The following is a 25,448-nucleotide window of genomic DNA, read 5'->3' as shown; positions in this document are numbered from 1 at the left end:
GCGTCACCGCGTGGCAGGCGCCCCGTTCCCCGCGCGTCAGCCGGCCGCGGCGAGCTCCTCGCGAGCGGCCGCCGCGACGACGTCCGCCCCGCCCGGCGACATCACGATCGTGTAGTGGTTGAAGCCGTCCACCCGCTCGTGCCGCACCGAGGGGTTCGCCGTGAGCACGCGGTCGAGCTGCGCCGGCGCGTACAGACCGGGTGGCTCGTCCTGCAGTCCGCGCGGCACCGTGATCAGGCGCGTCGGATGACGCAGCCCGGCCAGCGCGTCGGACAGCGTCGTGCCGGTGTTCATGTCGACGGTGTCGTCCGCCGTGGTCGCGTAGCTCGTCGCAGGTCGCAGCGCGCCGGCGCCGTCGTCGACCAGGTCGTAGGCGAGGTAGCGCTCGAGCTCGGGCGTCCAGGCGTCCGCGAAAGCGGGATGCCGCCGCCAGAAGTCGAGGTACTCCCCCGTGTCGGCGAAGGTCATCGACAGCCTCGCGGCCGTCGGCCCGAGGATGCCCGCGACGAGCGCGTCCGTGTCGATCCCCTCGGGCACGTCGAGCGGCAGGCCGCCGTCGACCAGCACGACGCGGGAGACTCGGCCGGGGTGCCGGGCGGCGAAGACGAGCGCTACGAACGCGCCCATCGAGTGACCGACGACGACTGCGCGGTCCACGCCCAGCGCGTCGAGCAGCGCCGCCAGGTCGTCGGCGTGGACGGCCATGCCCGCGGAGCCCTCGATCGCGTTGCTGCGGCCGCGACCGCGCAGGTCGGGGGCGATCACGCGCACTCCGGGAAGCCGCTCGGCCACGAACGGCCACGCGAGGTGCGACGCCGTCACGCCGTGGATCGCGAGGACCGACGGCACGCCCGGCGCGGCATCCGGCTCCCAGACTCCGGCGTGGAGGAGCCCGCCGTCGACGGGAACGTCGATCTGCCGGTACGTGTGACTCACCGTGCCGTCCATCCGCCGTCCATCGTGTACGAGGCGCCGGTGACCATGCCGGCCTTGTCCGAGGCGAGCCAGCCCGCGAGCGAGGCGACCTCGTCGGCCTCGACCAGCCGCTTGACGGCGGTCTCGGTCAGCATGATCTTCTCGACGACCTCGTTCTCGGGGATGCCGTGCACCGCGGCCTGGTCGGCGATCTGCTTCTCGACCAGCGGAGTGCGTACATACGCCGGGTTGATGCAGTTGCTCGTCACGCCGTGAGGGGCACCCTCGAGGGCGGTGACCTTCGAGAGCCCCTCGAGCCCGTGCTTGGACGCCACGTACGCCGACTTGAAGGCGCTCGCGCGCAGGCCGTGCGCGCTCGAGATGTTGATCACGCGGCCCCAGCCCTTCTCGTACATGCCCGGCAGGGCGGCACGGATGAGCAGGAACGGGGACTCGAGCATCAGGCGCAGCAGGAGGCGGAAGGTGTCGGGGTCGAAGTCGGTGATGGGGCTCACACGCTGGATCCCCGCGTTGTTGACGAGGATGTCGACGTCGAGCGACAGCTCTTCCAGGGCCGCGGTGTCGGAGAGGTCCACCGCCCATGCCTCGCCGCCCACGTCGGTGGCGGCGGCGGACGCGGCCTCCGCGTTCAGGTCCGCGATCACCACGTGCGCGCCGCGTGCGGCGAACTCGTGGGCGCACGCGAGCCCGATACCGCTCGCTCCGCCCGTGACGAGCGCGCGTCTGCCCGCCAGGTCCTGCTCGGCCATCAGCTCGGTCCTTCCGTGGTTGTCGCACGCGGTGCGAGCGCGTTGTCGATGATGCGGGTCATGCCGTCGAACACGACGGGGTCGAGCTGCGCGGGCGGCCGGCCCGCGGCATCCCGCTCCCACAGCAGGAACCGCATGCCGATGAGCTCGCCCATGCCCATGAGCGCCCACGCGGTGGTCTCGGGATCGAGCGCGCGATCGACGTCTCCGGCCTCCTGTGCGGCGCGCAGACCGGCCTCGTAGCCCTCGACGATGCGCGTGTAGTGGAGGCGCAGCACGTCGGGCGAGACGAATTCGGCTTCGCGCACCACTCGGTAGAGGGCGGGGTGCTCGGCGGTGAACCGGAAGAACCCGGCGAAGCCCGCCCGCTCCGCGTCGAGGCGCGACGACGCCCCCGTCATCGCCTCCGACATCGAGTGCCGCACGCGCCGGTTGAGGTCGATGACGAGAGCCTCGAAGATCGACTGCTTGCTGTCGAAGTAGAGGTAGAACGTGCCGAGACCGATGCCCGCGCGCTCGGTGATCTTGACGATGGATGCCTCGTGGTAGCCCTGCTCGGCGAAGACGACCTCTGCGGCCTCGAGCAGGCGCCGGCGCGTCGCCTCGCCGCGCTTGGTGAGCGGTCGCCCCGTCGCCGGCGACACGAGCGCCGCCTCGTCGTCGACGATCCCTTCGGGAAGCGTCATCGCTCCACCCCTTCCGTCTCGTGGCCGAGCGTCATCGCCCGGTCCCCCTCCGTGAGCTTTCTCGCCCTGTCCCGCAGTCGCGAGCGGGCGAGCTTCTCGATCGTCGAGCGCGGCAGCGCGTCGACGAACTCCACCCGCACCGGCACCTTGAAGCCGGCGAGGTTGCGTCGCGCGTGCGCGAGGACCTCGTCGGCCGAGAGCGCCGCCCCCGATGCGGGCACGACGAACGCTACGCCCCGCTCGCCCCACACCGGATCCGGCACACCGACGACGGCCGCCGCCTCGATGAGGGGGTGGAGGCCCAGCGCGAACTCGACCTCGGCGGGCGCGACGTTCTCGCCGCCCGAGATGAAGATGTCCTTGAGGCGGTCGACGATCCGCACGACGCCGTCCGCGTCGCGGTGGACGAGGTCGCCGGTGCGCAGCCATTCACCGGCCATCGTCCGGGCCGTCGCGTCGTCGTCGTCGAGATACCCGGCGAACACGCTCGGCCCGCGCACCCACAGCTCACCGGTCGCCTCGCCGTCGAGAGCGAGCGACGTATCGGGGTCGACGACCCGCACCGCGACGTGCGGATACGGGCGCCCCACGGCGCCGGGGTGGGCGGCGGCGGCCTCGGCGGGAAGGTGCAGCACGTTGGGCGCCGCCTCGGTCAGCCCGTAGCCCTGGGTGAGCGGGATGCCGCGCCGCGTCCACTCGTCTTGGAGATCGGCCGGCACCGTCGCCCCGCCCACGAGCGCGAGGCGCAGGGAAGCGAGCGCGTCGGCGCGATCGGTCGATGCCCGCCAGGCCGGGTCGGCGGCGAGCAGGGCGTACTGGGTGGGGACGCCCATCATGGCTGTCACCCCGCGCTCGGCGATGAGCTGCAGGGCCCGCGCCGGCTGGAACGACCGCTCGAGCACGACGGTCGCTCCGACCCACCACGCCAGGAGCGGCTGGCAGTTCCAGGCAGCGACATGGAACTGCGGGAGCATCGCCAGCACCACGTCGTCGTGGGTGAGGGGCAGGGCCTGCCCGAGCGCGAGGTTGTTCCAGAAGCAGTTGGCGTGCGTGAGCACGACGCCCTTCGGCGCCGCCTCGCTGCCCGACGTGAAGATCACGAGCAGCGGGTCATCGTCGTGCACCGGGCGACGCGCGCGCGGCGCCGGCGACGGCGCGAGGGAGGCCTCGACGCCCGTCGTGCCGAGTGCCGCCACCGGGAGCTCCCGGTCGAGCCGGCGCAGCGCCTCACCGGCCAGCGACGTGTGCTCGTCCTCGACGAGGACGAGCACCGGCCCGGTGCGGTCGAGCAGGTCGGCGAGCTCGCGCGGCGTGAGGCGCCAGGACAGCGGCACGAACGCCACACCCGCCAGCGCGCACGCGAAGAACGCGACGACGTGGTCGGTCGAGTTGCCCGACACCGTCGCGATCCGGTCGCCCGCTCCGTAGCCGCCACGGCGAAGTGAGTCCGCGAGGGTGCGCGCCCGGCCGGCGAGGGTCGCGTAGTCGGTCGTCACCCCGCGGTCGTCGATGGCGACGCGCTGCGGCGAGCGTGCGGCACGGTCGGTCAGCCAGCGGCCGACCGTGTGCGCACCGTCCTCGACGTCGGCATCCCACGTCATGCGCGCACCCCCGTCGCCGCCCACGTCATGCCCGCGCCTCCGCGGGAGCCTCGGCGGCCTCGTCGTCGAGGGTCTGCAGCGAGCCGCGGACCTTCTCGCCCCGGCGGCGCCGCACGGCGGCGTCGATGGTTCCGGCGATGCCGCCGGGAAGGAACATCACGACGAGGATGAACAGCACGCCGAGGATGAACAGGGGCTCGGAGAGCGGCACGCGCAGCACGTCGGGCAGCCCGGCGATCGCGTCGGAGCCGGCGAGGACCGTGAGGCGCTGGTCGAGCAGCGTGTACAGCACACCGCCCACGATGGCACCCCACCGGAACCCCACGCCACCGAGCACCACCATGACGAGGATCGTGATCGTGAGGTCGGCCGACACCGCGCGCGGCACGGTGCCGGATTGCAGCAGCATGTACGCGACGCCGGCGAGGCTGGCGAGCACCGCCGCGATGACGAACACGACGAGCCGCACGCGGTACGGCGAGAGACCGAGAACGCGTACGCGCTGCTCGTTCTCGCGTGTCGCGCGGGCCAGGTGACCGAGACGCGACGTGTCGACCCAGAGCACGACGAGGTACACGACGACCAGCACGGCGAGGGTGAACCAGTACAGGTTGCGGGTGTTGATCACGCCGATGAGGAAGTCGGGAACCTGGTCGGTGTCGAGCCCGAGGCCCTCCTCACCGCCGGTGATCTGCGAGTTGCGGCGCACGAGCACCGATCCCGCCTGCGCGAAGGCGAGCGTGACCATCGCGAACGGGATGCCGGACACCCGCATCGACACCGCACCGGTGACGAGGGCGATGACCATGCCGCCGACGAGCGCGATGAACACGCCCGGCCACAGCGGCACCCCGAAGTGCTCGAGAGCGATGCCCAGCCCGTAGGCGCCCGCGCCGAAGTACAGGGCGTGCCCGAACGACAGCATCCCGCCCGAGCCGAGCAGCAGGTTGTACGACAGCGCCAGCGCCGCGAACACCATGCACAGCGACAGCAGCGCGAGCGTGCCCGGCATGTACGTCGGAGTGGGCAGGATGCCGGGGAGCGACAGGTTCAGCAGCGGCAGCAGCGCCATGAACACCACGAGCGCGGCACCCACGATCGCGGGGACGAAGCGGCGCAGGCCGCCGGTCGAGGTCACGTGGACGGTCATGCCTTCTTCCCCAGGAGTCCGGCCGGGCGCACCAGCAGCACGACGGCGAGCAGGATGACGACGATGAAGTCGCCGGTGCCGCCGAGATAGAAGTTCGCGAACTGCTGCAGCACCGCGACGAGGACGGATGCCACGGCCGCGCCCGTCAGCGAGCCGAGACCGCCGACCACGGTCACGATGAACGCGAAGATCAGCAGCGTCGCTCCCAGGTGCGCCGAGACGAAGGTCGAGTAGTGCATCGCGAGCACGCCGCCGATGCCGGCGGCCGCGCCGCCGATGGCGAAGACGAGCGTGAACGAGCGCCGCACGTCGATGCCGAGCGCGGTCACCATGGAGCGGTTCTCCACGCCGGCGCGGATGATCATGCCGTAGCGGGTCTTCTGCAGGAAGAGCACGAGCGCAGCGAGCACGAGCACCGCGGCGATCATCAGCACCCAGTACGTGTTCGGGATGCGGGCGCCGAGCACGTCGGTCGTCTGCTTGAGCCACGGCGGGCCGGTGATGTGGATCGGGTCCGTGCCCCAGATCCCTTCGAACAGCGCCACGGCGGCGAACGAGAGACCGACGGTGACGAGCACCTGCTCGATGTGCCGCTCGTACAGCGGCCGGATGAGCACGAGCTCGGTGAGCGTTGCGAACACCGCGCCGACGCCGGCCCCGACGAGGACCGACAGCAGGAACGAGCCCCAGGACTCGGTGCCGAGCGCCTGCGCGACCATCCAGCCCATGAAGGCGCTGAGCGTCAGAAAGGCGCCGTGCGCGAAGTTGAGCACGTGCATGAGCCCGTAGATGAGGCTCAGCCCGCTCGCGACGAGGAAGTAGAGGGCGCCGAGACCGACGCCGGTGATGAGGGTGAGGACGAGGGTGCTCATGCACTCGCCTCCGCGTGCACGCCGAGCAGTCGCCGGGTGAGGTCGTCGTCGTCCAGGATGTCGAGGGCCTTTCCGGTGTGGACGACGCGCCCGCCGCCGATCACGACCGCGGTGTCGGCGAGCCTCCTCACCACTTCGAGGTTCTGCTCCACGAGAAGGATCGGGACGGTCTTCGCCGCCTCGGCGAGAGCATCCGCCACCTCGTGCACGATCTTCGGGGCGAGCCCCTTCGTGGGCTCGTCGACGAGCAGCAGGCGGTTGTCGTTGAGCAGCGCCCGCGCGACGGAGACCATCTGCTGCTGGCCGCCCGAGAGCGTGCCGGCCGGCTGGTCGCGGCGGCTCACCAGGTCGGGGAAGAGCTCGGCCACGAGCTCGCGGCGAGGGGTGCGCTGCCGCTCCGCGAGCGCGAGGTTCTCGGCGACGGAGAGCTTCGAGAAGATCTCGCGGTCCTCGGGGACGTAGCCGACCCCGCGGCGCACGATGCGGTGCGTGGGCAGCCCGTCGATGCGCTCGCCCGCGAGGCGCACCTCGCCGCGGCGCGGGATCAGGCCCAGGATGCCGCGGAGGGTCGAGGTCTTGCCGACCCCGTTGCGCCCGAGCACCGCGGTGATGCCGGTCGCCGGCACCTCGAGGGTGACGTCCTCCACCACCTGCTGTCCGGAGATCGAGCACCGGAGGCCCCGCACGGTCAGGATCGGATCCATCAGGCGGCCCCCGTCCCGAGATACGCGCTCTGCACGAGCGGGTTCGCCATGACGTTCTGCGGGGTGTCGTACGCGATGATCGTGCCGAAGTACATCACCGCCACTTTGTCGACGAGACCCATGAGCACGTCGATGTGGTGCTCCACCATCAGCACGGTGCAGCCCTTCTCGCGGTGGAGGTCGCGGATGTTGCCGACGAGCCCCTCGACGTCGCCCGAGCCGACGCCCGCCATGGGCTCGTCCAGCAGGACGATGCTGGTCTCGGTGGCCAGCAGGACGGCGATCTCGAGCTTGCGCTTGTCGCCGTGCGAGATGTCGCCGGCCGCGGCGTCGCGCTGGTGCGTCAGGCCGACGGCCTCGAGCTTCGACAGGGCGAGCTCGGTCGCGGCATCCGATCGCCGGGGGAACCGCAACAGCGACGACGACCCGCCCAGCGACACCTGCGCCGCGAGACGCACGTTCTCGAGGACGGACAGCCGCGGGAAGAGGCTCGACGTCTGGAAGGTGCGCCCCAGTCCCGCCCGCGCCCGGGCGGGCACGGACGCCGTCGTGATGTCGTCGCCGTCCAGGAGGACCCGGCCGGCAGTGGGCTTCACGAGACCGGAGACCGCGTTGAAGAGCGTGGTCTTGCCGGCGCCGTTGGGCCCGATGACGCCCACGAGCGAGCCCGCGGCGACGTCGAGGTCGACATCTTTCAGGATCGTCGCGCCGCCGATCTGCAGACCGAGCGACTCGATCTGCAGCCGGGAGCCGCGCAGGGCGGTCTCCGCGGCCGGCGCGGACGGGACAGGGGTGCTCATCGTTCTGTGACGCTCCGGCTCACTCGGCGGCTTCGGCCGGTGCGACGTCGTCGGCCGAGACCGTGTCGACGAGCTCGGGCACGAACGCGCCACCCTCGGCGACGAGCTTGACCTGGTACATCTCCTGGATGAGCGCGTGGTCGCCCTCACGGACGGTCATCGTGCCCTTCGGTCCCTCGAACTCGAAGCCCTCGAGCGCGGCGACCATGGCGTCGACGTCACCCGCGCCTTCCTTGATGGCCTGGACGATCATGATCGCGGCGTTGAACCCATCGGGGCTGAAGAGGTCGGCGGTGCCGCCGGCCTCTTCGATCGCCTCGACCATCGCGGTGTTCACCTCGTTGTCGGGAGCGCCCGGGAAGTAGTGGTTCAGGAAGTTGATCTTCTCGGATGCCTCGCCGTACGCGCCGAACGTCGCCGCGTCGCCGAGACCGGTCACGACGGGGATCTCGTCGAGCACGCCCTGCTGGCTGAGTGCCTGCCACATCGCGCCGGACGTCGCGCCTGCCCACGCCACGAAGACCAGGTCGGGGTCGCCGGCGAGGATCTGCTGCGCGAACGGGGTGAACTCGGTGGCGTCCTCGGCGACGAGAACCGAGTTCACCGTCGCGCCCTGGCCGCCCAGGATCGCCTCGACCGCCGCCACGTTGCCCTGGCCGAACGCGTTGTCCTGCGCGAAGACGGTGATGGTGCGTCCTTCGATGTCGTCGAGGAAGGTTCCGGCGGTGGCGACGTCCTGCGCGCTCTGGCGGCCGGAGCGGAAGGTGTAGTCGTTCACGCCGGTGATCGCGTCGGCGGCGGCTGGGCCGGAGATGTAGAGCACCTTGTTCTGCTCGGCCTGCTCGGCGACGGCAAGCGCGACGCCCGACGACGCGGTGCCCGCGATGATGTTCACACCCTCGCCGATCAGCTCCTTGACGACGGTGACAGCCTTGTCGGGGTCACCCGCGTCGTCCTTGTACTGCACGTCGATCGTCGTGCCGTCGATCTCGCCGGTGCCGTCGGTGGCGTAGTCGATACCCGCCTCGAACGCGTCGAGGTACTGCTTGCCGTAGCCTGCGAGCGGGCCGGACTCGCTCGTGACGATGCCGACCGTCACCTCGGACGGACGGTCTCCGCCGTCGGTGGCCTCACCGCCGGGGGTGGTCTGGGGCGCGCACGCCGCCAGTGCGAGGGCGGCCGTGGCGACCACGGACCCCAGGAGCAACTTCTTCGAAACCCGCATGTGCGTGCCTTTCGCCGTTGGAAGGTTCGGGTGCCCGGATCCGGGCGTACCTGAAATCCGATTCAGGTATTCGCAAATGTAGGAAATCCCCGCTTCCCGGTCAAGTCGGGAGCGGATGCCGCCACTCCTCGTTATGCAATCGGGATCGTCAGAGGAGGTACGCGTCCACGAGCAGCGGCCCGCGGACGTCACGCAGGGCGTCGATGATCCGGTCGAGCCCGCGGCGGCCGAGCGATGACAGCTGGACGTCGTACGGGCCGAGCTTCTCGAGTTTGCCGGTGCGGATGCGCACGACCTCCCATCCCGACGCGCGCAGCGTGCGGTCCTTGCGGCGGTCGGCGTCCTCGCGCTTGCCGACGTGCTCGAGCCCGTGGCGCCCGGTGCTGTCGTACTCGATCGCGATACGCAGCTCGGGCAGCAGGATGTCGGGCCACACCTCGAGGTGCTCGAAGAACGGGCGCGACGTGCGCACCGCGGTCAAGCCTGCCGTCACCTGAAGCCGCGAGAACAGGTCGGCGCGCAGCTGCGCCTCGACCGCCGACGCGGGACGCGGGGCGCACGCGCTCGCGAACGGCTCGCCCACGGGCAGGTCCGGGGTCTTCGCGCACAGCGCCCGAGGCGGCTTCGGCGGGCGCGGAGCGCGCGCGAGGGCGGCTCCACCGGCGGACGGGCCGGCGGTCGGGCCGGTGGTTGCGCCGGCGGACGCGCCTGCGGTCCTGCCGAGCGGAGCGGGCGACGGGCGGGCCAGCACGCTGCACTCGGGACACCACGCCGAGCGGCGTCGTTCGCGGCCCGGCCGGTTGCGCTGCTCGGTCGGGGTCGCGGCGAAGGTGTGCCCGGACTCGCACTCCCAGAGCAGCAGCACGTCGGCCGCGGGCGGCACCTGGGTCAGCACGATCCCGGCGTTGAGCTCGGGATGGTACTGCCTGATGAGCGCCGGGAAGGGTGCCCACGCGTCGCGGTACGTGCCCACTTCGTATGGGATCTCGGCGCCGCGCGAGAACTGTCTGCGCGCCCACCAGAGCTCGACCCGTTCCGCCATGGCTGCACGGTAGCGCGGGCCTCGGACGCGGGGCCGGAACGAGGAAGAGCGGCCCCGTCCGGGACCGCTCTTCTCCGTGTGGTGCACCCCCAGGGACTTGAACCCTGAACCCACTGATTAAGAGTCAGTTGCTCTGCCGATTGAGCTAGAGGTGCGTGATTCGCAAGAGGCGAACCGAGGGTCAACATTAGCATCACGATTGCGTCACCGGAAATCGAGCCCGTCGACAGCCGGATATCCTGGGGAGCGTGACCTCCCCCTCCTCTGCGACGCCCTTCGACGCGCCGTACGAGGGCGATCTGACGGCCGATCTCGAGCTCGCGCTGCGTCTGGCTGATGCGGCGGACGCGGCATCCATGAGCCGGTTCGACGCGGCCGATCTCGAGGTGAGCCTCAAGGCCGACGCGAGCCACGTCACCGAAGCCGATCTGGCGACCGAACGCGCGATCCGCGCGCTGCTCGAGGCCGAGCGACCCTCCGACGGCGTCTTCGGCGAGGAGTACGGGGTCACCGGCGACGCGCAGCGCCAGTGGATCATCGACCCCATCGACGGCACCGCCAACTACCTCAAGGGCATCCCGATGTGGACGACCCTCATCGCGCTCGCCGTCGACGGCGTGCCGCGCGTGGGCGTCGCGAGCCAGCCGGCGATCGGCCGGCGCTGGTGGGGGGCCACCGGACTCGGCGCGTGGACGAACACGCCGTCCGGCGACCCGCGGCGGCTCGCCGTGTCGGCCGTCGACTCGGTCGCCGAGTCGAGCGTGAGCTTCCAGAGCATCGGCCAGTGGCGGGATGCCGGTCACCTCGACGCCCTCGAGCGCCTGACGACATCGGTGTGGCGCGACCGCGGGTACGGCGATGCATGGCCGTACATGCTCCTCGCCGAGGGCAGACTCGAGTTCGTCGCCGAGTTCGGCGTCAAGGAGTACGACATCGCCGCCCTCGTGCCGATCGTCACCGAGGCCGGCGGACGCTTCACCTCGTTCGACGGCGCCGACTCGCTGTCGGAGCGCTCGTCGCTCGCGACGAACCGCGTCCTGCACGACGCCTATCTGCAGCTCTTGCACTCCCCCTGACCCTGCCCTCGCCCCACCGATCCCCTCCCCCGGAGACCGCTCGATGTTCCCCCCACGACACCGAATCGGCGCCGCGCTCCTCATCGCACTGGCCGCCACCCTGGCGACCGCGTGCGCCGCGTCCACCCCGCCGTCGACCCAGCCGTCGGAGACGACCGCGAGCACGCCCACGACGCCGGCTCCCGAGCCCACCCCGACCGTGTCCGCCGCGCCCGAGCCGGGCGAGGATCCGACGTGCGAGACGCTCATCGGCGCCGACGTCGTCGCCGACTTCGAAAGCATCGGATGGTCGGCGCAGGCGGAGAAGTTCTACCTCGGCGACGTCGAGCTGGCCCACGGCATCCAGTGCGTGTGGGCCGATTTCGAGGGCCCCGCGGGCGATCACCTGCAGCTGTTCGGGTGGGCGCCGATCGAGTCCGACCAGGCCGGGGAGGCGCAGACCGCCCTGGTCGGCCAGGGCTGGATCCGCGAGGAGTCCGAGGCGGGGGTCTACATCACCGAGCCCAAGGAGACGACGATCGCGGTCGACGACGAGGGCTACGGCATGACCTACCTGTTCGGCGCCGGCTGGGTGAAGCTCGCCGACACGAAGCAGGGGCTGCTCCTCATCGAATGGCCGGCTGCCTGAGTCCTCCGCCGACCGGCGCCACGTCGCCCGTTCAGCGTCCTGCGGCGCGCAGCGCCGAGCGCCAGTCCTCCGGTACGCGGCCCGCAGGACCCGGCACCGGCTGATCGTCCGGGCGGCTCGTCGGCGGCGCGAGCTCAGGACCATCGGCCCACGCAGCCGCCTCGTAGTCCCACCACCAGTCCTCACCGGGCTCGAAGCTCTGCACGAGACGGTGGCCGGTCTCGCGCGCATGTGCCGACGCGTGCTGCCCGAGCGACGAGTCGCAGCATCCGATCCGTCCGCACGCCGCGCAGCGGCGCAGATGCAGCCACCAGCCGTCGAGGTCGTCGCAGTCGGCGCACCCCGGGCCGCTCGGTGGGACGGTCACATCGACGGCGTCGGGCACGGGGTCTCCTCGGTTCGGTCGGTTCGGTTCAGTTCGCGAGCGCGCGATGGACGGAGGCGACGGCGCTCGAGCCCTCGCCGACCGCGGCCGCCACGCGCTTCATCGATCCGCGCCGCACGTCGCCGGCGGCGAACACACGCGGGACGGATGTCTCGAAGGGCAGCGGCTCGCGACCCAGACGCTGCCACTGCGCGAGCGACTGCGCGGCGATGTCGGTGCCGGTGCGGAGGAAGCCGTCCGCGTCGCGATCGAGCGACGGCAGCCATGAGGTGGCGGGGTCGGCACCGATGAAGCAGAACAGCCCCCGGGCGTCGACATCGCCGAGGCGGTCGATCCGGACGCGCTCCAGAGCGGAGCCGCCGTCGAGACCGACCACGTTGGCGCCCGTGTGCACCTGCACGCGGGGCTCCTCCATCAGGCGGTCGACCAGGTACGAGGACATGCGCCCGCCGAGGTCTTCCCCGCGCACGACGAGGTGCACGGGGCATCCGTTGGACGCCAGATAGAGGGATGCCTGTCCGGCCGAGTTCGCTCCGCCGACGACGACGACCGGCGACTCCATCACCTGACGCAGCTCGAGCTGCGTCGCGGCGTAGTAGATGCCGGCTCGCTCGAACTCGGACCACCGCTCGAGGTCGAGCCGGCGATAGGCGGCGCCGGAGGTCACGATCGCGGTGCGCGCCCGGATCACGCGGCCGTCGGCGAGCGTCACGTCGAGCCGGCGCTCGGCGACCGGGTCGAGCTTCACGGCCTCGCACGGCGCGTACACGCGCACCCCGAACTTGAGCGCCTGCAGGCTCGCCTGCCCGATGAGGTCACCCCCGCTCACGCCGAAGGGGAAGCCGAGGAAGTTCTCGATGCGCGACGTCGACGCCGCCTGCCCGCCCGGGGCCACCGCGTCGAGGAGCACCGTGCTGAGGCCCTCCGACGCGCCGTAGATGGCCGCGGCGAGCCCGGCCGGCCCGCCACCGATCACGACGAGGTCGACCACCTCGTCGCCGTCGGCCTGATAGCTCAGGCCCAGCCGCTCGGCGACCATGCCGGGCGTCGCGCGCGGGATGGCCTCTCCCTGGATGTAGGCGATCGGCAGGTCGTCCTCGGTGAGGCCGAGCTTCTCGTGCGCGCCGAGCTCGCCGGGGGCGAGAGCGACGGTCTTGTGCACGAGGTCGAGCCGCTCGGCGAACCGCTGCAGTGCGAGGAAGTCGCCCGACGAGCCTTGTCCGACGAACTTGAGCGTGAGCGCGGCCGGTCCGCGTCGCAGCGACTCGCGGCGCGCCCACAGTGCGTGGAGGATGATGTCGCACAGCTCGTCGTCCTCGGCCATGAGCCGGCGCAGCTCGGGTCGCGGCACGCGCAGGATGCGACCGGCCGTCGTCGCACGAGCCGAGAGGAACGCCCCCTGCCCGTTGAGGAGGCCGAGCTCTCCGACGAACGTCCGCGGGCCGCTGCGGGCGAGCACCGCCTCGTCGATCCAGAAGAGCGAGTCGCGCACGACCTCGACCTCTCCCTCGTCGACGAGGATCAGGTCGTAGTCCCGGTCGCCCGATCTGAAGAGGTAGTCGCCTGCGGCGACCCCTTCAGGCACGCCGAAGCCGCGCAGGCGCTCCCACTGGGCGTCGGTCAGCTCGGGGCGCTGGATGGGGTCGAGGGCGGTGTCCATCGTGACCAGGCTAGTGAGCGCTCGCGGTGCCGGGGTCGGGCGCGGCCGATCCGTCGCCGGAGGACAGCGCGCGGATGAGCGACTGGGAATCGTACGGCCCGGTGTGGCGGCGGCCGTTGATGAAGAGGGTCGGCACCGACGTGATGCCCATCGCCTCGGCATCCAGCATGTCGTCCTGCACCCTGCCGGTGACCTCGGGGGCCGTCAGATCGCGCTCGAACCGGTCGACGTCGAGGCCGAGGTCGCGCGCGAGCCGGATGATGTCGGAGGGACGCTGGTTCTCCTGGTCGGCGAAGAGACCTCGCTCGAACTCGAAGAACCGGCCCTGCAGGGCTGCGGCCTCCGCCGCCTCGGCGCCGGCGAGCGCGTTCGGGTGGTACTGCGTGAGCGGCGCGTGACGCCACACGTAGCGCAGGCGGTCGCCGAGCTCCTCGTACACCTCGTGGATCGATCCCGACGCCTTGAGGCAGAACCCGCACTGGAAGTCGCCGTACTCGACGATCGTGTACGGCGCGTCCGGCGATCCGAAGATGTGGTCGCGCTTCGGGTCGACGGGGCGCGCGAGGGTCTGCCCGGCATCGACGTCGGGGCGGGCGGCATCCGAGATCCGGAAGATGATCGCGGCGAGCACGAAGGCGATGACGGATGCCGCGAGCACACCGACCCTGGCCTGGTTCTGCGCGTCCGCGTCGTCGATCGCGAGGTCGACGATGAACAGCGAGATCGTGAACCCGATGCCGCACAGCGCCGAGCCCCCCGCGAGGCGATCGAGGGTGAGGCCGGGCCCGAACTCACCCAGGCGCAGCACCTTCATGAGGGCGCTCGATCCGAAGACGCCGATGAGCTTGCCGGCCACGAGGCCGACGACGATGCCCCACGTCAGCGACGAGGTGACCGCCGCGCCGAGGATCTCGGGGCTCAGCACGACGCCCGCGTTGGCGAGCGCGAACAGCGGCAGGATCACGTACGCGACATACGGCGCGTACGCCGACTGCAGGCGCTCGTTGATCGAGATCGACTCTCGCAGGCTGTTGGCGGCCGCGCGCGCGTACTCGCTGTTCGGCGACTGGCGGAACGTGCGCGCAAGCTCCAGCGCGTGCTCCACATCGCGGCGGTCGGGACGGTACACGGGTACGAGCAGGGCGATCGCGACGCCGGCGAGCGTGGGGTGCACGCCCGACGCGAGGAAGGCGAGCCACACGATGATCGACAGCGTCGCGTAGACCGGACCCCGGCCGCTCGGGAGGTAGCGCGTGAAGTACACGCCGGCCAGGCCGACCGCCGCGATCGCCAGGGGCAGCGGGTTGAAGTTCTCGGTGTACACGAGGGCGATGATCGACAGCGCCCCGATGTCGTCGACGACGGCGAGCGCGAGCAGGAACACACGCAGGCGCCCCGGCACCCGAGGGCCGATGAGCGCGAGGGCGCCGACGAGGAAGGCGGTGTCGGTCGAGATCACGATGCCCCACGCGTTCTCGTAGCCCGATCCCATCGCGATCAGCACGAACAGGAGCGCGGGCAGAACCAGGCCGGCGATCGCCGCCATGACCGGCACCATCGCCCGCGACCAGCTCGTCAGCTCGCCGATCGCGAACTCCCTGCGCACCTCGAGCCCCACCGTGAAGAAGAAGATCGCCATGAGCGCGTCGTTGACGAGCGCATGCAGCGTGAAGTCGAGCTGGAGGTCGCCTACGCCGACGGTGAGATGCGTCTCCCAGAACGCCTCGTACGAGCCGGTCGCGACGTTCGCCCACACGATCGCGGCGACGGTCGCCAGGAGCAGGAGGAGTGCGCCGATGCGGTTCTGCCCCATGGCGCGGATCTTCTCGGCGATGGAGTGTCGCGTGCGCGAGCGCTGTGCGACCTGCTCGGGCTCGGGCGACTGCTGGATGATCGTCAGATTGGCCATCGATCGAGATTCTCCCACGCTCCTCGCGCCCCGGGGACATGTGTGGCACAGCGAGCGCACGGCCGCAACCCCCGCACACATCCGCCCGCTCGGCGCTTCACTGGTCTCCCGCCCTTCACGGCGCCTGACGAGAGGATCCGATCATGGACGACCGCACACCCCTTCAGCGCGCGAAGCGCCCCCGCTCGATCGTCGCCGGCCCCTACGGGCACCCGTTCCACCCGATCCTGGTCACGATCCCGATCGGCACGTGGGTGGCGAGCCTCGTCTTCGACATCATCGGCTTCGTCGCCGAAGACGCGACGCCGTACGTGATCGCCGCACGCGTGCTGATCCTCATCGGCATCATCGGTGCCGTGCTGGCGGCGGCGGTGGGCTTCCTCGACTACACGCAGCTGCAGCGCGGCACCGCCGCGCACCGCACCGCCACGATCCACATGGCGCTCAACCTCGGCGTCACGGTGCTGTTCCTGGTGAACCTGATCGTGCGCTGGTCGGCCGACGAAGACGACGAGGTGAGTGTCTTCGGGTTCATCCTCAGCCTGGTCGGCCTGGGCGCGCTCGGCGTCTCGGGCTGGCTCGGCGGCAAGCTCGCGTACCACCACGGTGTGCGCGTGGCCGACGAGCGGACGCAGAGCGAGGGCTTCCGCTGATCGCGGCCCGTTCGCGCATCCGGTCCGGGAGTCGATAGCGTCTGAACGCGGCCCGGTGCTGCGGAAGGATGGTCGACGATGGAGCGGTTCGAGACGATCGTGGTCGGCGCGGGCGTGGCGGGCCTGACCGCCGCCCGTCTGCTGGCATCCGAGGGTCGTGACGTCGTCGTGCTCGAGGCACGCGACCGCGTCGGCGGGCGGGTCGTGACGGATCGCCGCTACGGCATCCCCACCGACATGGGCGCGTCGTGGATCCACGGCATCACCGGCTCCCCCGTCGCCGCCGCGGCCGAGGCGTTCGGGATGCGGACGGCCGAGTTCACCGTCGGCGGGTACCAGCCCGACGGCCGCCCGATCGCGTACTACGGGCCCGACGGAACACGGCTCGACGACGCGGCCGCGCAGCGGTACATCGATGACATCCACACGGTGGACGCCACACTGCTCGACGTCATCTCCGATTCGGCTCCGGATGCCTCGTACCGCGACGTGACCGAAGAGGCGCTCGCCGCGCAGGGGTGGGACGACGAGCGCACGCAGCGGGTGCGCGAGTACCTCGAGCATCGGTCCGAGGAGCAGTACGGCGCGTGGATCGAGGATCTCGCCGCGCACGGACTGGACGACGACTTCATCGAGGGTGACGAAGTGGTCTTCCCCGACGGCTACGACCGCCTCCCCCGCCGACTGGCGGAGGGCCTCGACATCCGGCTCATCCACGTCGTGTCGCGCGTCTCGTGGGGCGGCGACGGCGTCGTGGTGACGACGGACTTCGGGTCGTTCTCGGCGGACGACATCGTGATCACCGTGCCGGTCGGCGTGCTGCAGTCCGATGGCTTCGTGCTCGACCCGCCGCTGCCCGCGTCGCATGCCGAGCCGCTCGGACGGTTGCGGATGAACGCCTTCGAGAAGGTGTTCCTCGGCTTCCGGACGAAGTTCTGGGACGACGACGTGTACGCGATCCGCCAGCAAGGGCCCGAGGGGCGCTGGTGGCACTCGTGGTACGACCTCACCCCGCTTCACGACGAGCCGACGCTGCTGACGTTCGCCGCCGGGCCGGCCGCGGTGGAGACTCTCGACTGGTCGGAGGAGGCCATCGTCGACTCTGTGCTCGCGCAACTGCGGCGCCTGTACGGCGACGCGGTCGAGCGCCCGATCCGCGTGCATGTGACGGACTGGCAGGACGACCCGTTCTCGTACGGCTCGTACGCGTACATGGCGGTCGGCTCGACGACGTCCGACCACGACGACCTGGCGGTGCCGATCGGCGGCGTGCTGCATCTCGCCGGCGAAGCGACCTGGACCGACGACCCCGCCACCGTGCCCGCGGCGATGCTGTCAGGTCATCGTGCGGCGCAGAACGTCCTCGGGCGTGAGGTGCCGATCGAGCGGGCCTGGGGCTAGCGCCGGCACCGCGGGCCGCGTAGACACGTCGGTTCGCGCCCGACGGCCGTGCGACGCGATTCGTCGAGTGGTTCATGACGCCGCGCACCCCCGGCGACGACTGACGGCGCACCGAGGGAACCGCGGCCTCGGGTCGGATCGGGTTCAGAGCGCGTCGTCTGACTCCGCAGGGGGATTGAACATGAACTCCAGGCGGATGCCGTTGTCGTCCTCGATGAAGGATGCGTAGTAGCGGTCGTTGAATCGCGGATACTGCTTCGGCTCGCGGACCACCGTCCAGCCGGCCTGGACCGCGATGGCGTGCAGGCGGTCGACCTCTTCAGGGGCACCGACGGCGAAGGCGAGGTGCTGCCATCCGACGCGACCGGTTCTGTGCGGCCCGCTTCCCACCTCGCGTGCGGGGAACAGGATCAGCTCCTCCTCGCCCTTGTACCAGGACACCGATCCGTCCGCGTCCTGCCTGGTGCACCCGAGCCCACGCATCACCGGGTCGAATTGGGCGATCGCCGTGTCCAGATCGTCGACGGTGATTCCCAGGTGGTCGAAGAGCGGCATCCTGACATCCTGCGGGCAGCGGCAGCTCTTGGGCAACTCCGACCGCTGACTCGCGGGTCTCCCGCCGGCGCGCACATCCCACGCTCGGCCGAGCGAGCGCAGCTCTACCCGACGAACGACCGCAGTGCCCGACGATACCGATCAGGGGTGGCGCGAGTGGCGTGCGTCAGGAGAAGACCATGCGCGCCGATCCTCTGGGCCAGCTCTCCGCGGCACGGGATCGTGATGACCTTCGTCAGCCCTGCGCGCCACGCCGGGACGAGCGCGTCGACCTCGCGACGCTCGGGACTGTCTGCGAGCCGCTCGTGCTGAGAGGCGAGGAACGCCTCCATACCGCTCTGCTCCCAGGCGAGGTAAGACGCGTCGTTGAAGACGTCCCGATCGTGGTGGTCTGCCCAACTCGGCCCGACGAGTGCGCGAAGGATCGCCTCGCGCTCGGCTGAACCATCCTCGGTGTGAGGAAGTCGCTCGTACAGTTGCGGGTCGCTCTCTTCACCCGCATGCGCAACCACGTCTCGCCAGACGGACGGCCAGTCCCCCTCCCATTTCCCGCGGGTCTCGTCGTCGATCTCGTCAGCGGGCGCCGTCGGGGTGTCGACCAACAGGGGTGGGAGGCCGTCTCCGACGGGAGACAGACCGTGCGCCTCCCGCAGCCAGAGCAACTCGAGCAATGCGTGCGGTCGATCGTCCACCCTGATGACCATGTCATGGGGCCACGGGTCTGCCGGGACCGGCTCAACAGCTCTCATCGCACCATTCCACCCATCGGCGGCCGGTGTGTACAGAGGAGCAGTGCGTGCGGTGTTCGCGGTCGGCCGCGCCGGCCCTGCCGCAACTCGGCGCGCAACGCAAGCCCTGGCCGACGCTGATCTCGAGGGCGATGATTGCGGCCGCGGGAATGCGCGGTGATCGACCGGGGTCAACCAGGGGGAGCCATGGCCAAGAAGAGCAGTGCCACCACGTCCGTGCGGCGGATGCCGAAACGGAGGTACAAGGCCGAATTGAAGCGCCTCCAGATCGAGCTGGTCGAGATGCAGCGCTGGGTGGCGAAGTCGGGCGCGCGTGTCCTCGTGATCTTCGAGGGCCGTGATGCCGCGGGCAAGGGCGGAGCGATCAAGAGGGTCACCGAATATCTCAATCCTCGGCATGCCCGCGTGGTCGCGCTCAGCAAGCCATCGAAGCGCGAGCGGGGCCAGTGGTACTTCCAGCGGTACATCGCACATCTCCCCAGCAAGGGCGAGATCGTGCTGATGGACCGATCCTGGTACAACCGAGCCGGGGTGGAGCGGGTCATGGGCTACTGCACGGACGAGCAGTACCAGAGGTTTCTTCGGCAGGTGCCGGTCGTCGAGCAGCATCTCATCGAGGACGGCATCATCCTGATCAAGTACTGGTTCTCGGTCTCGGATGACGAGCAGCAAGCGCGCTTCGTTGCGCGACGGGAAGACCCGATGAAACTGTGGAAACTGTCACCGACCGACCTGGAGTCGATTCGCCGGTGGGAGGACTACTCCCGCGCGAAAGACGCCATGTTCGCCGCCACCGACACCCCCGGTTCGCCGTGGTGGGTCGTGGAGAGCGACGACAAGCGCAGCGCACGTGTGAATGCGATCAGCCACCTCCTCGACAGCATCCCGTACCACCATCTGGATGGGCCCGAGATCACCATCCCCGACCGCCCGAAGGCGGACGACTACGAGCGACCGCCCATCGAGCAGTTCCGCTATGTTCCGGACGTCGCCGCTCAACTCGGCAAGAAGTAGCCCGAACCGGCAGAACGGAACAGTCGGCTCAGTGGATCGTGTCGCCCCGCTCGAGCATGGCCACGTACTCGGCGACGCGCGCGGCACGGGACTCCGGTCGCTTCAGGTTGCTCACGCGGAACGACATCGCGAAGCGATTCTGCGCCGACTGCGCAGCGAACGCGGCCGCGATCGCCGGATCGGCCTCGAGTGCCGCCTTGAGCTCGGCGGGAATGTCTCCGTCGCTCTGTCGATAGGCGGCATCCCATCGCCCGTCCGCCTTGGCGCGGTCGATCTCTCGCTGGCCCGCGGGCCGCATCCGACCTTCCTCGATCAGGCGAGCGGTGTGCTGGATGTTGATCTTCGACCACAGGCCGCGCGGCCGGCGCGGTGTGAAGACTTGGAGGAAGTAGTCCGCATCCAGCGACTGCTTCTGCCCGTCGATCCAGCCGAAGCACAGCGCGACATCCAAGGCCTCGGCGTACGTGATGCCCGGCTTGCTCGACGACGTCTTGCGCAGGCGCAGCCTCACTCCGTCGGGACCGGGATCGGCCTCCAGCCAGCGCTCCCACTCCTCGATCGTGTCGACGCGCAGCTCAGGCTTGTCGGAAGTGGCGACCATGCTCGAACGCTAGACCCTTGGTCCGACGAGTGCGTCGCTCTACAGTCAGGCGGTACGGGCGGGGACCCACGTATTCGTTTCCGGCATGGTGGGCGTAGATGCGGGCACAGGCGCGATCGTCGGCGTGCACGTTATGACCGCCCGTTCCCTGAGACGTCACCCCGACAGGGTGAGCAAACGCTGCACACTCGCTGGGTTGTATGGCGGATGGATCCAAGTCGGGTGCGATCGACCTCAGACGTCTTCGCGCGCTGAGCGCACGAAGTGACCGGTTCCCGCAGGAAGATGCGCGGGAGAGCGGCGAGCATCGCGCTGACTCATCGTGGGCACGGGATACTCGAATGCATGCCCAGGGGGAAACGCATACCACTCAGCGTGGCCGCGTTGGTGCTCGCCAGCGGGCTCTCAGCCTGCGGGCCGACATCAGGCGCATCCGCACCTGAAGCAGTGCCACACCCGAGCTGTGCACTCGAGCAGTTCGCTCAGCCGGGCCACGTCCGCTTCGGGGTGAACCTGGATTGGGATGACCAGTCCATCACCGAGTATGCCGACCTGCTGGGTGAACAGCCGAGCAACGTCGTGTCCTTCGTCCCGGTGCCGTTCTCTGCCGAGGAGCGACAGTGGGTCGTCCAGGCAGCCGAGCAAGCACACGCTGCCCGCGCCGTTCATCTGCTGACGCTCGAACCCACGTCGGGCCTCGCCGCGCTGACCGACGACATGCTGGACGATCTCGCGAACCTGCTCAACGAGGTCACGAGCACCGGTGTGCCCGTGATCGTCCGGTTCGCTCACGAGATGAACGGCTCCTGGTACGCCTGGGGCCAGCAGCCCGAGGGCTACATCGCTGCGTTCCGGCGCGTCGCCGACCGCGTGCACGAGATCCCGGGGGCCGCCACGATGTGGGCGCCGAACTACGGCGGCGGGTATCCCTTCACGGGAGGCACCTATGCGGCCGACGAACGCCCGAAGGACGAGGCCGCGCTGGACACCGACGGCGACGGGACCCTCGACGGTGCGGACGACCCGTATGCGCCGTACTACCCCGGGGATGAGTACGTGGACTGGGTCGGGATGTCGCTGTACCACTGGGGGTCGGCTGTCCCATGGGGCGAGAACGAGCTTCCGGAGCCGGGCAAGTTCGTCGCCCAGCTCACCGGCACCTACGACGGGCTCGGCGGTGACGACACCGCCGTCCCAGACTTCTACACCGAATATGGCGAGCTTCGCGGCAAGCCCGTCGCGATCCCGGAGACCGCCGCCTTCGTCATCCCCGGCGGCGACGAATCGGCCGAGACGGCGATCCGGCGTGCCTGGTGGCGGCAGGTGTTCGCTGAGGACACCCACGAGAGGCTGCCCATGCTTCGCCTCGTGAACTGGTTCGAGTGGGTGAAGTACGAGCCCGAGGTCGACGACATCGTCGCATGGTCCGCCCTGGACGAACAAAGCAGCCGACGGGCATTCATCGCGGACCGACCTGACTGGCTCGAGTACGGACCCGCCATCTGCGAGGCCGATGCAGATCGAGGACCGACCCTGGGACCGCACGACCCACGATGACCGGCGGTGCCTGACCAGGCGTCAGTGTGTGGGCGATCCGGTCTCGAGCCGCCTCACGCAAACGAACGAAGGCCCCAAGATCCGCGTGACGACGCGGCTCTCAGGGCCTTGTTCCGCGACAGCGGCGTTGGTGGAGATGGGGGGAATCGAACCCCCGTCCATCGCTGGGATACTGCGTCTTCTCCGGGCGCAGTCTGTAGAGGCGTTCTGCTCGGCTCCGACCTTTGTCACAGACACCTAAGTCGACGAGCCCAGCCTGGGAAGAGTCCCACGTGACGTCCAGACGCCATCACGCAGCAAGTCCCCTAGATGACGCCAGAGTCCGTAGCGGGAACGCCTACGGTCTGACGGAGTTCAGGCTCGCTTAGGCAGCGAGGGCGAACTCATTGCGATTTGCATCGGCAATTATTGGTTTGCAGAGGTCGTTTACGAGATAACCCTGCATCCTCGGCCCGCTTCCCGCAGATTCACAGGCGATGTCGAAACCGATCATCCCCATGGATCCTTCGTGCGAAGGGCCGCTGTCACGCTGTGGAATTTCCAAGACCCGGAGCCGAAGCATCCGAGCACATCAGGATACAACGGATGCCGGCACCCCGCCATTCCGCGCGGCGAAGTAGGCTCTGCCCCATGAGTGAAGTCGTCATCACCGTCCGTGGGGAGCACGAGACGCGCGTCGCCCCTGAGCGAGCCGTGGCACACCTCACGATCCGCGCCGAGGGGCCGGAGCGCGGCGCGGTCGTCGAGCGGATGGCCGCCTTCAGCGAGCCTGTGCGCGACGACCTGGCGGCACGCAAGGCCGCGGGCACCGTTGTCGAGTGGACCAGCCAGCGGGTGTCGGTGTGGTCGGAGCGGCCGTGGAGTCCCGAGGGCAAGCGTCTGGCCCCGGTGCACTACGGGTCGGTCGACTTCAGCGCCACCTTCACCGACTTCGCGGTGCTGTCGTGGTGGGCGGGTGAGGTCGTCGAGCGCGAGGGCGTGCAGCTCGGCTGGATCGACTGGCAGCTGACTCCGGGGGCACGCGCGACGGTCGAGCGCGATGTCGCGGCCGGCGCGGTGGCCGTCGCCGTGGCGCGCGCGAACGCCTACGCCGGAGCCATCGACCTCACGACGGTGACCCCGCTCGAGATCGCGGATCTCGGACTGCTGACGCGCAACGAGGCTCCGCCTGCCCCGCAAGCGGAGCGGATGCTGGTGGCCAAGGCATCCTTCGCCGCAGACGCCGGCGGCGGGCCGGCGATCCAGCTGCAGCCGGAGGACATCGTGATCACCGCGGCCGTGGAGGCGCGGTTCTCGGCGAGCTGAGGGCCGGCGCCCGACGTCACTCCCCCAGGCGGTTGCGGCTGCGCATCGCGCGCTCGGCCTCGCGCTTGTCTTCGCGCTCTCTGATGGTCTGCCGCTTCTCGTACTCGCGCTTGCCCTTCGCGACCGCGATCTCGACCTTGGCACGGCCGTCCGAGAAGTAGAGCTTGAGCGGCACGAGCGTGTAGCCCCCGGCCGAGATGGCGTGAGACAGCTTGACGATCTCGTCCTTGTGCAGCAGCAGCTTGCGCACGCGCTTCGACGCATGGTTGGTCCAGTGGCCCTGGGAGTACTCCGGGATGTGCACCGCGTCGAGGAACGCCTCGCCGTTGTTGATGTACGCGTAGCCGTCGGAGATGTTGGCACGACCCTGTCGCAGCGACTTCACCTCGGTGCCGGTCAGCACCAGGCCCGCTTCGTACGTCTTCTCGATCGTGTACTCGTGGCGCGCGCGACGATTGGTCGCGACGACCGTCTCCCCGCGTTCCCTGGGCATGATGACTCCTCGATGTGCGCCGCACCGGGCGCACGGCAGCCCGTCAGTCTATCCGAGCGGGCGCGTCCGGCGCGAACGAGCCTCAGGCGCGCAGCCAGCGTCGGATCGCGAAGCTCGCGGACAGCGCTGCGAGCACGACTCCGATGAGGATCAGGATCGGCACGACGAGCCACGCATCCCCGAGACCGACCCACGTGGTGACGAACTCGACCCGCCCGCGCAGGTACTCGTTGACGCCGAAATGGACGCCCGCGATGACGGCCGCGCTGGCGAGCAGCGAACCGATGAGCGCGGCGAACACGCCTTCCAGCACGAACGGCGTCTGAATGAATCGATTGGATGCCCCGACCAGGCGCATGATCCCGAGTTCCCGTCGCCGCGCATAGGCCGACAGGCGGATCGTGGTGGCGATCAGCAGCACGGCGGCGATCAGCATGAGGGCCGCGATGCCGACCGCGATGTAGGTGGCGACCGTGAGCGCGGAGAACAGCGGCTCGAGGTATTGCAGCTGGTCCTTCACCTCTTCCACGCCATCCGTGCCCTGGAACGCCTCGAAGATGACGTCGGACTGGTTCTGGTCGACGAGGTTGATCCAGTAGGTCTCGTTGAGCTGCTCCGGCGTGATGACGCTGGCGTAGTCCTCGCCGAAGAGCTCCAGCGCGTTCTGGTACGCCTCGTCGCGGTCCTCGAAGCGCACGTCGCGGATGAGCGGCGAGAGCGCGGGCCCTTCGAGCTTCTCCTGCACGGCCGCGAGCTGCTCCTCGGTCGCGACGCCCTCGGTGCACGTCGCCGCGAGCGAGATCTCGGTGCACATGTAGATGGCGACCTGGGCGCGGTCGACCCAGAAGTCCTTCATCGTGGCGATCTGCATCTGCATGAGGATCGCGGCGCCGACGAACGTGAGCGACACGAAGGTGACGAGCACGACCGAGATGACCATCGAGGCGTTGCGGCGCAGGCCGGTGAACGCCTCGGAGAGGATGAGTCCGAGCCTCACGACGTGGGTCCCACTTCCTCGTCGGGGTCGGTCTCGCCCAGGCCGAGCCGGTCGGCGACGCCCAGCTCGGCCAGGTCGACCTCGGGGATGTCGGCCACCGGGATCGGCTGCGTGCGGGGCGCGGCGGGCGCGACGCCGTAGGGGTTGGCGTCCGCGTCCGTCTTTCCGGCCGCCGCCGTCTCGCCGCCGGCGGGGCGGACAGGCGTCGGGTCCTCGACGGGCAGCGCCGCGGGGGCGGCGGCGATCGCGGGCTCTGGATCTTCGGATGGTTCGGGTGCCGCCGGGGACGCGGCATCCGTCACCTCCTCGTCGAGACTCGCGAGCGTCGGATCGAGCCCGGCCTCGGCCGCTGCAGCCGCCTCGCGCTGGACCTCGAGCACCGCGGTGAGCGCCGCGACGGCGGCGGCTCCGCGCTCCTGCTCGGGCGCGAGGCTCGGCAGGCTCGACGTGTCGCCGTAGCCGCCGTGCCGCTCGTCGCGGATGAGCTCGCCGTGGGCCAGCTCTATCACGCGGCGCTGCATCTGGTCGACGAAGCCGGCCTCGTGCGTCGCCATGACCACGGTGGTGCCGCCCGCGTTGATGCGCGCGAGCAGCTGCATGATGTCGACGGATGTCGCGGGGTCGAGGTTTCCGGTCGGCTCGTCGGCCAGGAGCACCTGCGGGCGGTTCACCAGCGCGCGGGCGATCGCGACGCGCTGCT

Annotated in this window: 26 protein-coding genes, 1 tRNA gene and 1 other RNA gene; 7 read left to right on the top strand and 21 right to left on the bottom strand. The window is 70.1% G+C overall.

Annotated features, from left to right (window positions below; all coding sequences use genetic code 11):
- Positions 1-36: 36 nt before the first annotated feature.
- From OB08_RS06560 to OB08_RS06510, 11 genes are all read right to left on the bottom strand, one after another.
- Positions 37-948, bottom strand: a complete 912-nt coding sequence (locus tag OB08_RS06560) for an alpha/beta hydrolase (RefSeq protein ID WP_461473354.1) — start codon at positions 946-948, stop codon at positions 37-39.
- Positions 933-1,685 (bottom strand): 3-hydroxybutyrate dehydrogenase, encoded by a 753-nt coding sequence (locus OB08_RS06555; protein ID WP_461473352.1) that lies wholly within the window; start codon positions 1,683-1,685, stop codon positions 933-935. The genes OB08_RS06560 and OB08_RS06555 overlap by 16 nt, the downstream gene beginning before the upstream one ends.
- Complete coding sequence (locus OB08_RS06550) at positions 1,685-2,371, bottom strand: TetR/AcrR family transcriptional regulator (RefSeq protein WP_461473350.1); 687 nt, start codon at positions 2,369-2,371, stop codon at positions 1,685-1,687. Before OB08_RS06550 ends, OB08_RS06555 begins: the two co-directional genes overlap by 1 nt.
- On the bottom strand, positions 2,368-3,972 hold the full coding sequence (locus tag OB08_RS06545; protein WP_461473348.1) for a class I adenylate-forming enzyme family protein: 1,605 nt from the start codon (positions 3,970-3,972) through the stop codon (positions 2,368-2,370). Before OB08_RS06545 ends, OB08_RS06550 begins: the two co-directional genes overlap by 4 nt.
- A 25-nt stretch (positions 3,973-3,997) precedes the next feature.
- A complete protein-coding gene (locus OB08_RS06540) occupies positions 3,998-5,122 on the bottom strand; it encodes a branched-chain amino acid ABC transporter permease (protein WP_461473346.1) in 1,125 nt (374 codons plus the stop codon).
- The gene (locus OB08_RS06535; RefSeq protein ID WP_461473344.1) at positions 5,119-5,994 is read right to left on the bottom strand and encodes a branched-chain amino acid ABC transporter permease; all 876 of its coding nucleotides are present in this window, start codon (positions 5,992-5,994) and stop codon (positions 5,119-5,121) included. Before OB08_RS06535 ends, OB08_RS06540 begins: the two co-directional genes overlap by 4 nt.
- Entirely contained in the window at positions 5,991-6,698 is a 708-nt protein-coding gene (locus OB08_RS06530; protein ID WP_461473342.1) for an ABC transporter ATP-binding protein, read from the bottom strand. Before OB08_RS06530 ends, OB08_RS06535 begins: the two co-directional genes overlap by 4 nt.
- Positions 6,698-7,498: an ABC transporter ATP-binding protein gene (locus OB08_RS06525; protein ID WP_461473340.1), complete on the bottom strand. Its 801-nt coding sequence runs from the start codon at positions 7,496-7,498 to the stop codon at positions 6,698-6,700. The genes OB08_RS06530 and OB08_RS06525 overlap by 1 nt, the downstream gene beginning before the upstream one ends.
- A 19-nt stretch (positions 7,499-7,517) precedes the next feature.
- Entirely contained in the window at positions 7,518-8,723 is a 1,206-nt protein-coding gene (locus OB08_RS06520) for a substrate-binding domain-containing protein (protein ID WP_461473338.1), read from the bottom strand.
- 148 nt (positions 8,724-8,871) lie between these two features.
- Positions 8,872-9,765: a zinc-ribbon domain-containing protein gene (locus tag OB08_RS06515; protein WP_461473336.1), complete on the bottom strand. Its 894-nt coding sequence runs from the start codon at positions 9,763-9,765 to the stop codon at positions 8,872-8,874.
- Between the two features lie 79 nt (positions 9,766-9,844).
- A tRNA-Lys gene (locus OB08_RS06510) sits at positions 9,845-9,920 on the bottom strand.
- Between the two features lie 93 nt (positions 9,921-10,013).
- On the opposite strand from OB08_RS06510, the gene OB08_RS06505 reads away from it, so the two are divergent.
- Both OB08_RS06505 and OB08_RS06500 read left to right on the top strand, forming a co-directional pair.
- On the top strand, positions 10,014-10,841 hold the full coding sequence (locus OB08_RS06505; protein ID WP_461473334.1) for an inositol monophosphatase family protein: 828 nt from the start codon (positions 10,014-10,016) through the stop codon (positions 10,839-10,841).
- A gap of 43 nt (positions 10,842-10,884) precedes the next feature.
- Positions 10,885-11,469, top strand: a complete 585-nt coding sequence (locus OB08_RS06500) for a hypothetical protein (protein ID WP_461473332.1) — start codon at positions 10,885-10,887, stop codon at positions 11,467-11,469.
- Positions 11,470-11,500: 31 nt separating this feature from the next.
- Here the strand turns inward: OB08_RS06500 and OB08_RS06495 are convergent, their stop codons facing one another.
- Genes OB08_RS06495 through nhaA form a run of 3 tightly spaced genes read right to left on the bottom strand, consistent with a single transcriptional unit; the run spans position 11,501 to position 15,423 of the window.
- The gene (locus tag OB08_RS06495; RefSeq protein ID WP_461473330.1) at positions 11,501-11,854 is read right to left on the bottom strand and encodes a UBP-type zinc finger domain-containing protein; all 354 of its coding nucleotides are present in this window, start codon (positions 11,852-11,854) and stop codon (positions 11,501-11,503) included.
- Between the two features lie 28 nt (positions 11,855-11,882).
- Positions 11,883-13,514: an FAD-dependent oxidoreductase gene (locus OB08_RS06490; RefSeq protein WP_461473328.1), complete on the bottom strand. Its 1,632-nt coding sequence runs from the start codon at positions 13,512-13,514 to the stop codon at positions 11,883-11,885.
- 10 nt (positions 13,515-13,524) lie between these two features.
- Positions 13,525-15,423 carry a Na+/H+ antiporter NhaA gene (gene nhaA / locus OB08_RS06485; RefSeq protein WP_461473326.1) on the bottom strand — a complete coding sequence of 633 codons (1,899 nt, stop codon included), beginning with the start codon at positions 15,421-15,423 and terminating at the stop codon, positions 13,525-13,527.
- Between the two features lie 143 nt (positions 15,424-15,566).
- Between nhaA and OB08_RS06480 the strand changes: the two genes are divergently transcribed.
- Both OB08_RS06480 and OB08_RS06475 read left to right on the top strand, forming a co-directional pair.
- Complete coding sequence (locus tag OB08_RS06480; RefSeq protein ID WP_461473324.1) at positions 15,567-16,076, top strand: DUF2231 domain-containing protein; 510 nt, start codon at positions 15,567-15,569, stop codon at positions 16,074-16,076.
- A 78-nt stretch (positions 16,077-16,154) separates the two neighbouring features.
- Positions 16,155-17,477, top strand: a complete 1,323-nt coding sequence (locus OB08_RS06475; RefSeq protein WP_461473322.1) for a flavin monoamine oxidase family protein — start codon at positions 16,155-16,157, stop codon at positions 17,475-17,477.
- A gap of 144 nt (positions 17,478-17,621) precedes the next feature.
- Here the strand turns inward: OB08_RS06475 and OB08_RS06470 are convergent, their stop codons facing one another.
- Both OB08_RS06470 and OB08_RS06465 read right to left on the bottom strand, forming a co-directional pair.
- The gene (locus tag OB08_RS06470) at positions 17,622-18,032 is read right to left on the bottom strand and encodes a VOC family protein (protein WP_461473320.1); all 411 of its coding nucleotides are present in this window, start codon (positions 18,030-18,032) and stop codon (positions 17,622-17,624) included.
- 104 nt (positions 18,033-18,136) lie between these two features.
- A complete protein-coding gene (locus tag OB08_RS06465) occupies positions 18,137-18,724 on the bottom strand; it encodes a hypothetical protein (RefSeq protein ID WP_461473318.1) in 588 nt (195 codons plus the stop codon).
- A 282-nt stretch (positions 18,725-19,006) separates the two neighbouring features.
- Here OB08_RS06465 and ppk2 point away from each other — a divergent pair, with 282 nt between their 5' ends.
- Positions 19,007-19,795, top strand: a complete 789-nt coding sequence (gene ppk2 / locus OB08_RS06460) for a polyphosphate kinase 2 (RefSeq protein ID WP_461473838.1) — start codon at positions 19,007-19,009, stop codon at positions 19,793-19,795.
- A 28-nt stretch (positions 19,796-19,823) separates the two neighbouring features.
- On the opposite strand, the gene OB08_RS06455 is transcribed toward ppk2, so the two are convergent.
- Positions 19,824-20,396 carry a YdeI/OmpD-associated family protein gene (locus OB08_RS06455; RefSeq protein ID WP_461473316.1) on the bottom strand — a complete coding sequence of 191 codons (573 nt, stop codon included), beginning with the start codon at positions 20,394-20,396 and terminating at the stop codon, positions 19,824-19,826.
- 507 nt (positions 20,397-20,903) lie between these two features.
- On the opposite strand from OB08_RS06455, the gene OB08_RS06450 reads away from it, so the two are divergent.
- Positions 20,904-21,953 (top strand): glycoside hydrolase family 26 protein, encoded by a 1,050-nt coding sequence (locus tag OB08_RS06450; RefSeq protein WP_461473314.1) that lies wholly within the window; start codon positions 20,904-20,906, stop codon positions 21,951-21,953.
- 128 nt (positions 21,954-22,081) lie between these two features.
- Here OB08_RS06450 and ssrA read toward each other — a convergent pair.
- Positions 22,082-22,450: a transfer-messenger RNA gene (ssrA, locus tag OB08_RS06445) on the bottom strand.
- Positions 22,451-22,583: 133 nt separating this feature from the next.
- On the opposite strand from ssrA, the gene OB08_RS06440 reads away from it, so the two are divergent.
- Positions 22,584-23,258 carry an SIMPL domain-containing protein gene (locus OB08_RS06440; RefSeq protein ID WP_461473312.1) on the top strand — a complete coding sequence of 225 codons (675 nt, stop codon included), beginning with the start codon at positions 22,584-22,586 and terminating at the stop codon, positions 23,256-23,258.
- A gap of 16 nt (positions 23,259-23,274) precedes the next feature.
- Here the strand turns inward: OB08_RS06440 and smpB are convergent, their stop codons facing one another.
- From smpB to OB08_RS06425, 3 genes are all read right to left on the bottom strand, one after another.
- Complete coding sequence (gene smpB / locus OB08_RS06435) at positions 23,275-23,751, bottom strand: SsrA-binding protein SmpB (protein ID WP_461473310.1); 477 nt, start codon at positions 23,749-23,751, stop codon at positions 23,275-23,277.
- 82 nt (positions 23,752-23,833) lie between these two features.
- Positions 23,834-24,748 carry a permease-like cell division protein FtsX gene (ftsX, locus tag OB08_RS06430; RefSeq protein ID WP_461473308.1) on the bottom strand — a complete coding sequence of 305 codons (915 nt, stop codon included), beginning with the start codon at positions 24,746-24,748 and terminating at the stop codon, positions 23,834-23,836.
- On the bottom strand, positions 24,745-25,448 hold a 704-nt coding region (locus OB08_RS06425), incomplete at its 5' end, for an FtsE family protein (RefSeq protein ID WP_461473306.1). The genes OB08_RS06425 and ftsX, both read right to left, overlap by 4 nt.

It is taken from the genome of Microbacterium sp. HJ5, from assembly GCF_054824025.1.
Note: the sequence above shows the minus strand (reverse complement) of the source record. Positions and strands in the feature narration are given on the sequence as shown.

Bases quoted from the DNA above. Each gene is read 5' to 3' on its own strand.
- OB08_RS06535 (WP_461473344.1), bottom strand. From the start codon at position 5,994: ATGAGCACCCTCGTCCTCACCCTCATCACCGGCGTCGGTCTCGGCGCC.
- OB08_RS06500 (WP_461473332.1), top strand. From the start codon at position 10,885: ATGTTCCCCCCACGACACCGAATCGGCGCCGCGCTCCTCATCGCACTG.
- OB08_RS06520 (WP_461473338.1), bottom strand. From the start codon at position 8,723: ATGCGGGTTTCGAAGAAGTTGCTCCTGGGGTCCGTGGTCGCCACGGCC.
- OB08_RS06550 (WP_461473350.1), bottom strand. From the start codon at position 2,371: ATGACGCTTCCCGAAGGGATCGTCGACGACGAGGCGGCGCTCGTGTCG.
- OB08_RS06470 (WP_461473320.1), bottom strand. From the start codon at position 18,032: ATGCCGCTCTTCGACCACCTGGGAATCACCGTCGACGATCTGGACACG.
- nhaA (WP_461473326.1), bottom strand. From the start codon at position 15,423: ATGGCCAATCTGACGATCATCCAGCAGTCGCCCGAGCCCGAGCAGGTC.
- OB08_RS06525 (WP_461473340.1), bottom strand. From the start codon at position 7,498: ATGAGCACCCCTGTCCCGTCCGCGCCGGCCGCGGAGACCGCCCTGCGC.
- smpB (WP_461473310.1), bottom strand. From the start codon at position 23,751: ATGCCCAGGGAACGCGGGGAGACGGTCGTCGCGACCAATCGTCGCGCG.
- OB08_RS06490 (WP_461473328.1), bottom strand. From the start codon at position 13,514: ATGGACACCGCCCTCGACCCCATCCAGCGCCCCGAGCTGACCGACGCC.
- OB08_RS06475 (WP_461473322.1), top strand. From the start codon at position 16,155: ATGGAGCGGTTCGAGACGATCGTGGTCGGCGCGGGCGTGGCGGGCCTG.
- OB08_RS06440 (WP_461473312.1), top strand. From the start codon at position 22,584: ATGAGTGAAGTCGTCATCACCGTCCGTGGGGAGCACGAGACGCGCGTC.
- ppk2 (WP_461473838.1), top strand. From the start codon at position 19,007: ATGCCGAAACGGAGGTACAAGGCCGAATTGAAGCGCCTCCAGATCGAG.
- OB08_RS06555 (WP_461473352.1), bottom strand. From the start codon at position 1,685: ATGGCCGAGCAGGACCTGGCGGGCAGACGCGCGCTCGTCACGGGCGGA.
- OB08_RS06515 (WP_461473336.1), bottom strand. From the start codon at position 9,765: ATGGCGGAACGGGTCGAGCTCTGGTGGGCGCGCAGACAGTTCTCGCGC.
- OB08_RS06540 (WP_461473346.1), bottom strand. From the start codon at position 5,122: ATGACCGTCCACGTGACCTCGACCGGCGGCCTGCGCCGCTTCGTCCCC.
- OB08_RS06560 (WP_461473354.1), bottom strand. From the start codon at position 948: ATGGACGGCACGGTGAGTCACACGTACCGGCAGATCGACGTTCCCGTC.
- OB08_RS06545 (WP_461473348.1), bottom strand. From the start codon at position 3,972: ATGACGTGGGATGCCGACGTCGAGGACGGTGCGCACACGGTCGGCCGC.
- OB08_RS06480 (WP_461473324.1), top strand. From the start codon at position 15,567: ATGGACGACCGCACACCCCTTCAGCGCGCGAAGCGCCCCCGCTCGATC.
- OB08_RS06530 (WP_461473342.1), bottom strand. From the start codon at position 6,698: ATGGATCCGATCCTGACCGTGCGGGGCCTCCGGTGCTCGATCTCCGGA.
- OB08_RS06455 (WP_461473316.1), bottom strand. From the start codon at position 20,396: ATGGTCGCCACTTCCGACAAGCCTGAGCTGCGCGTCGACACGATCGAG.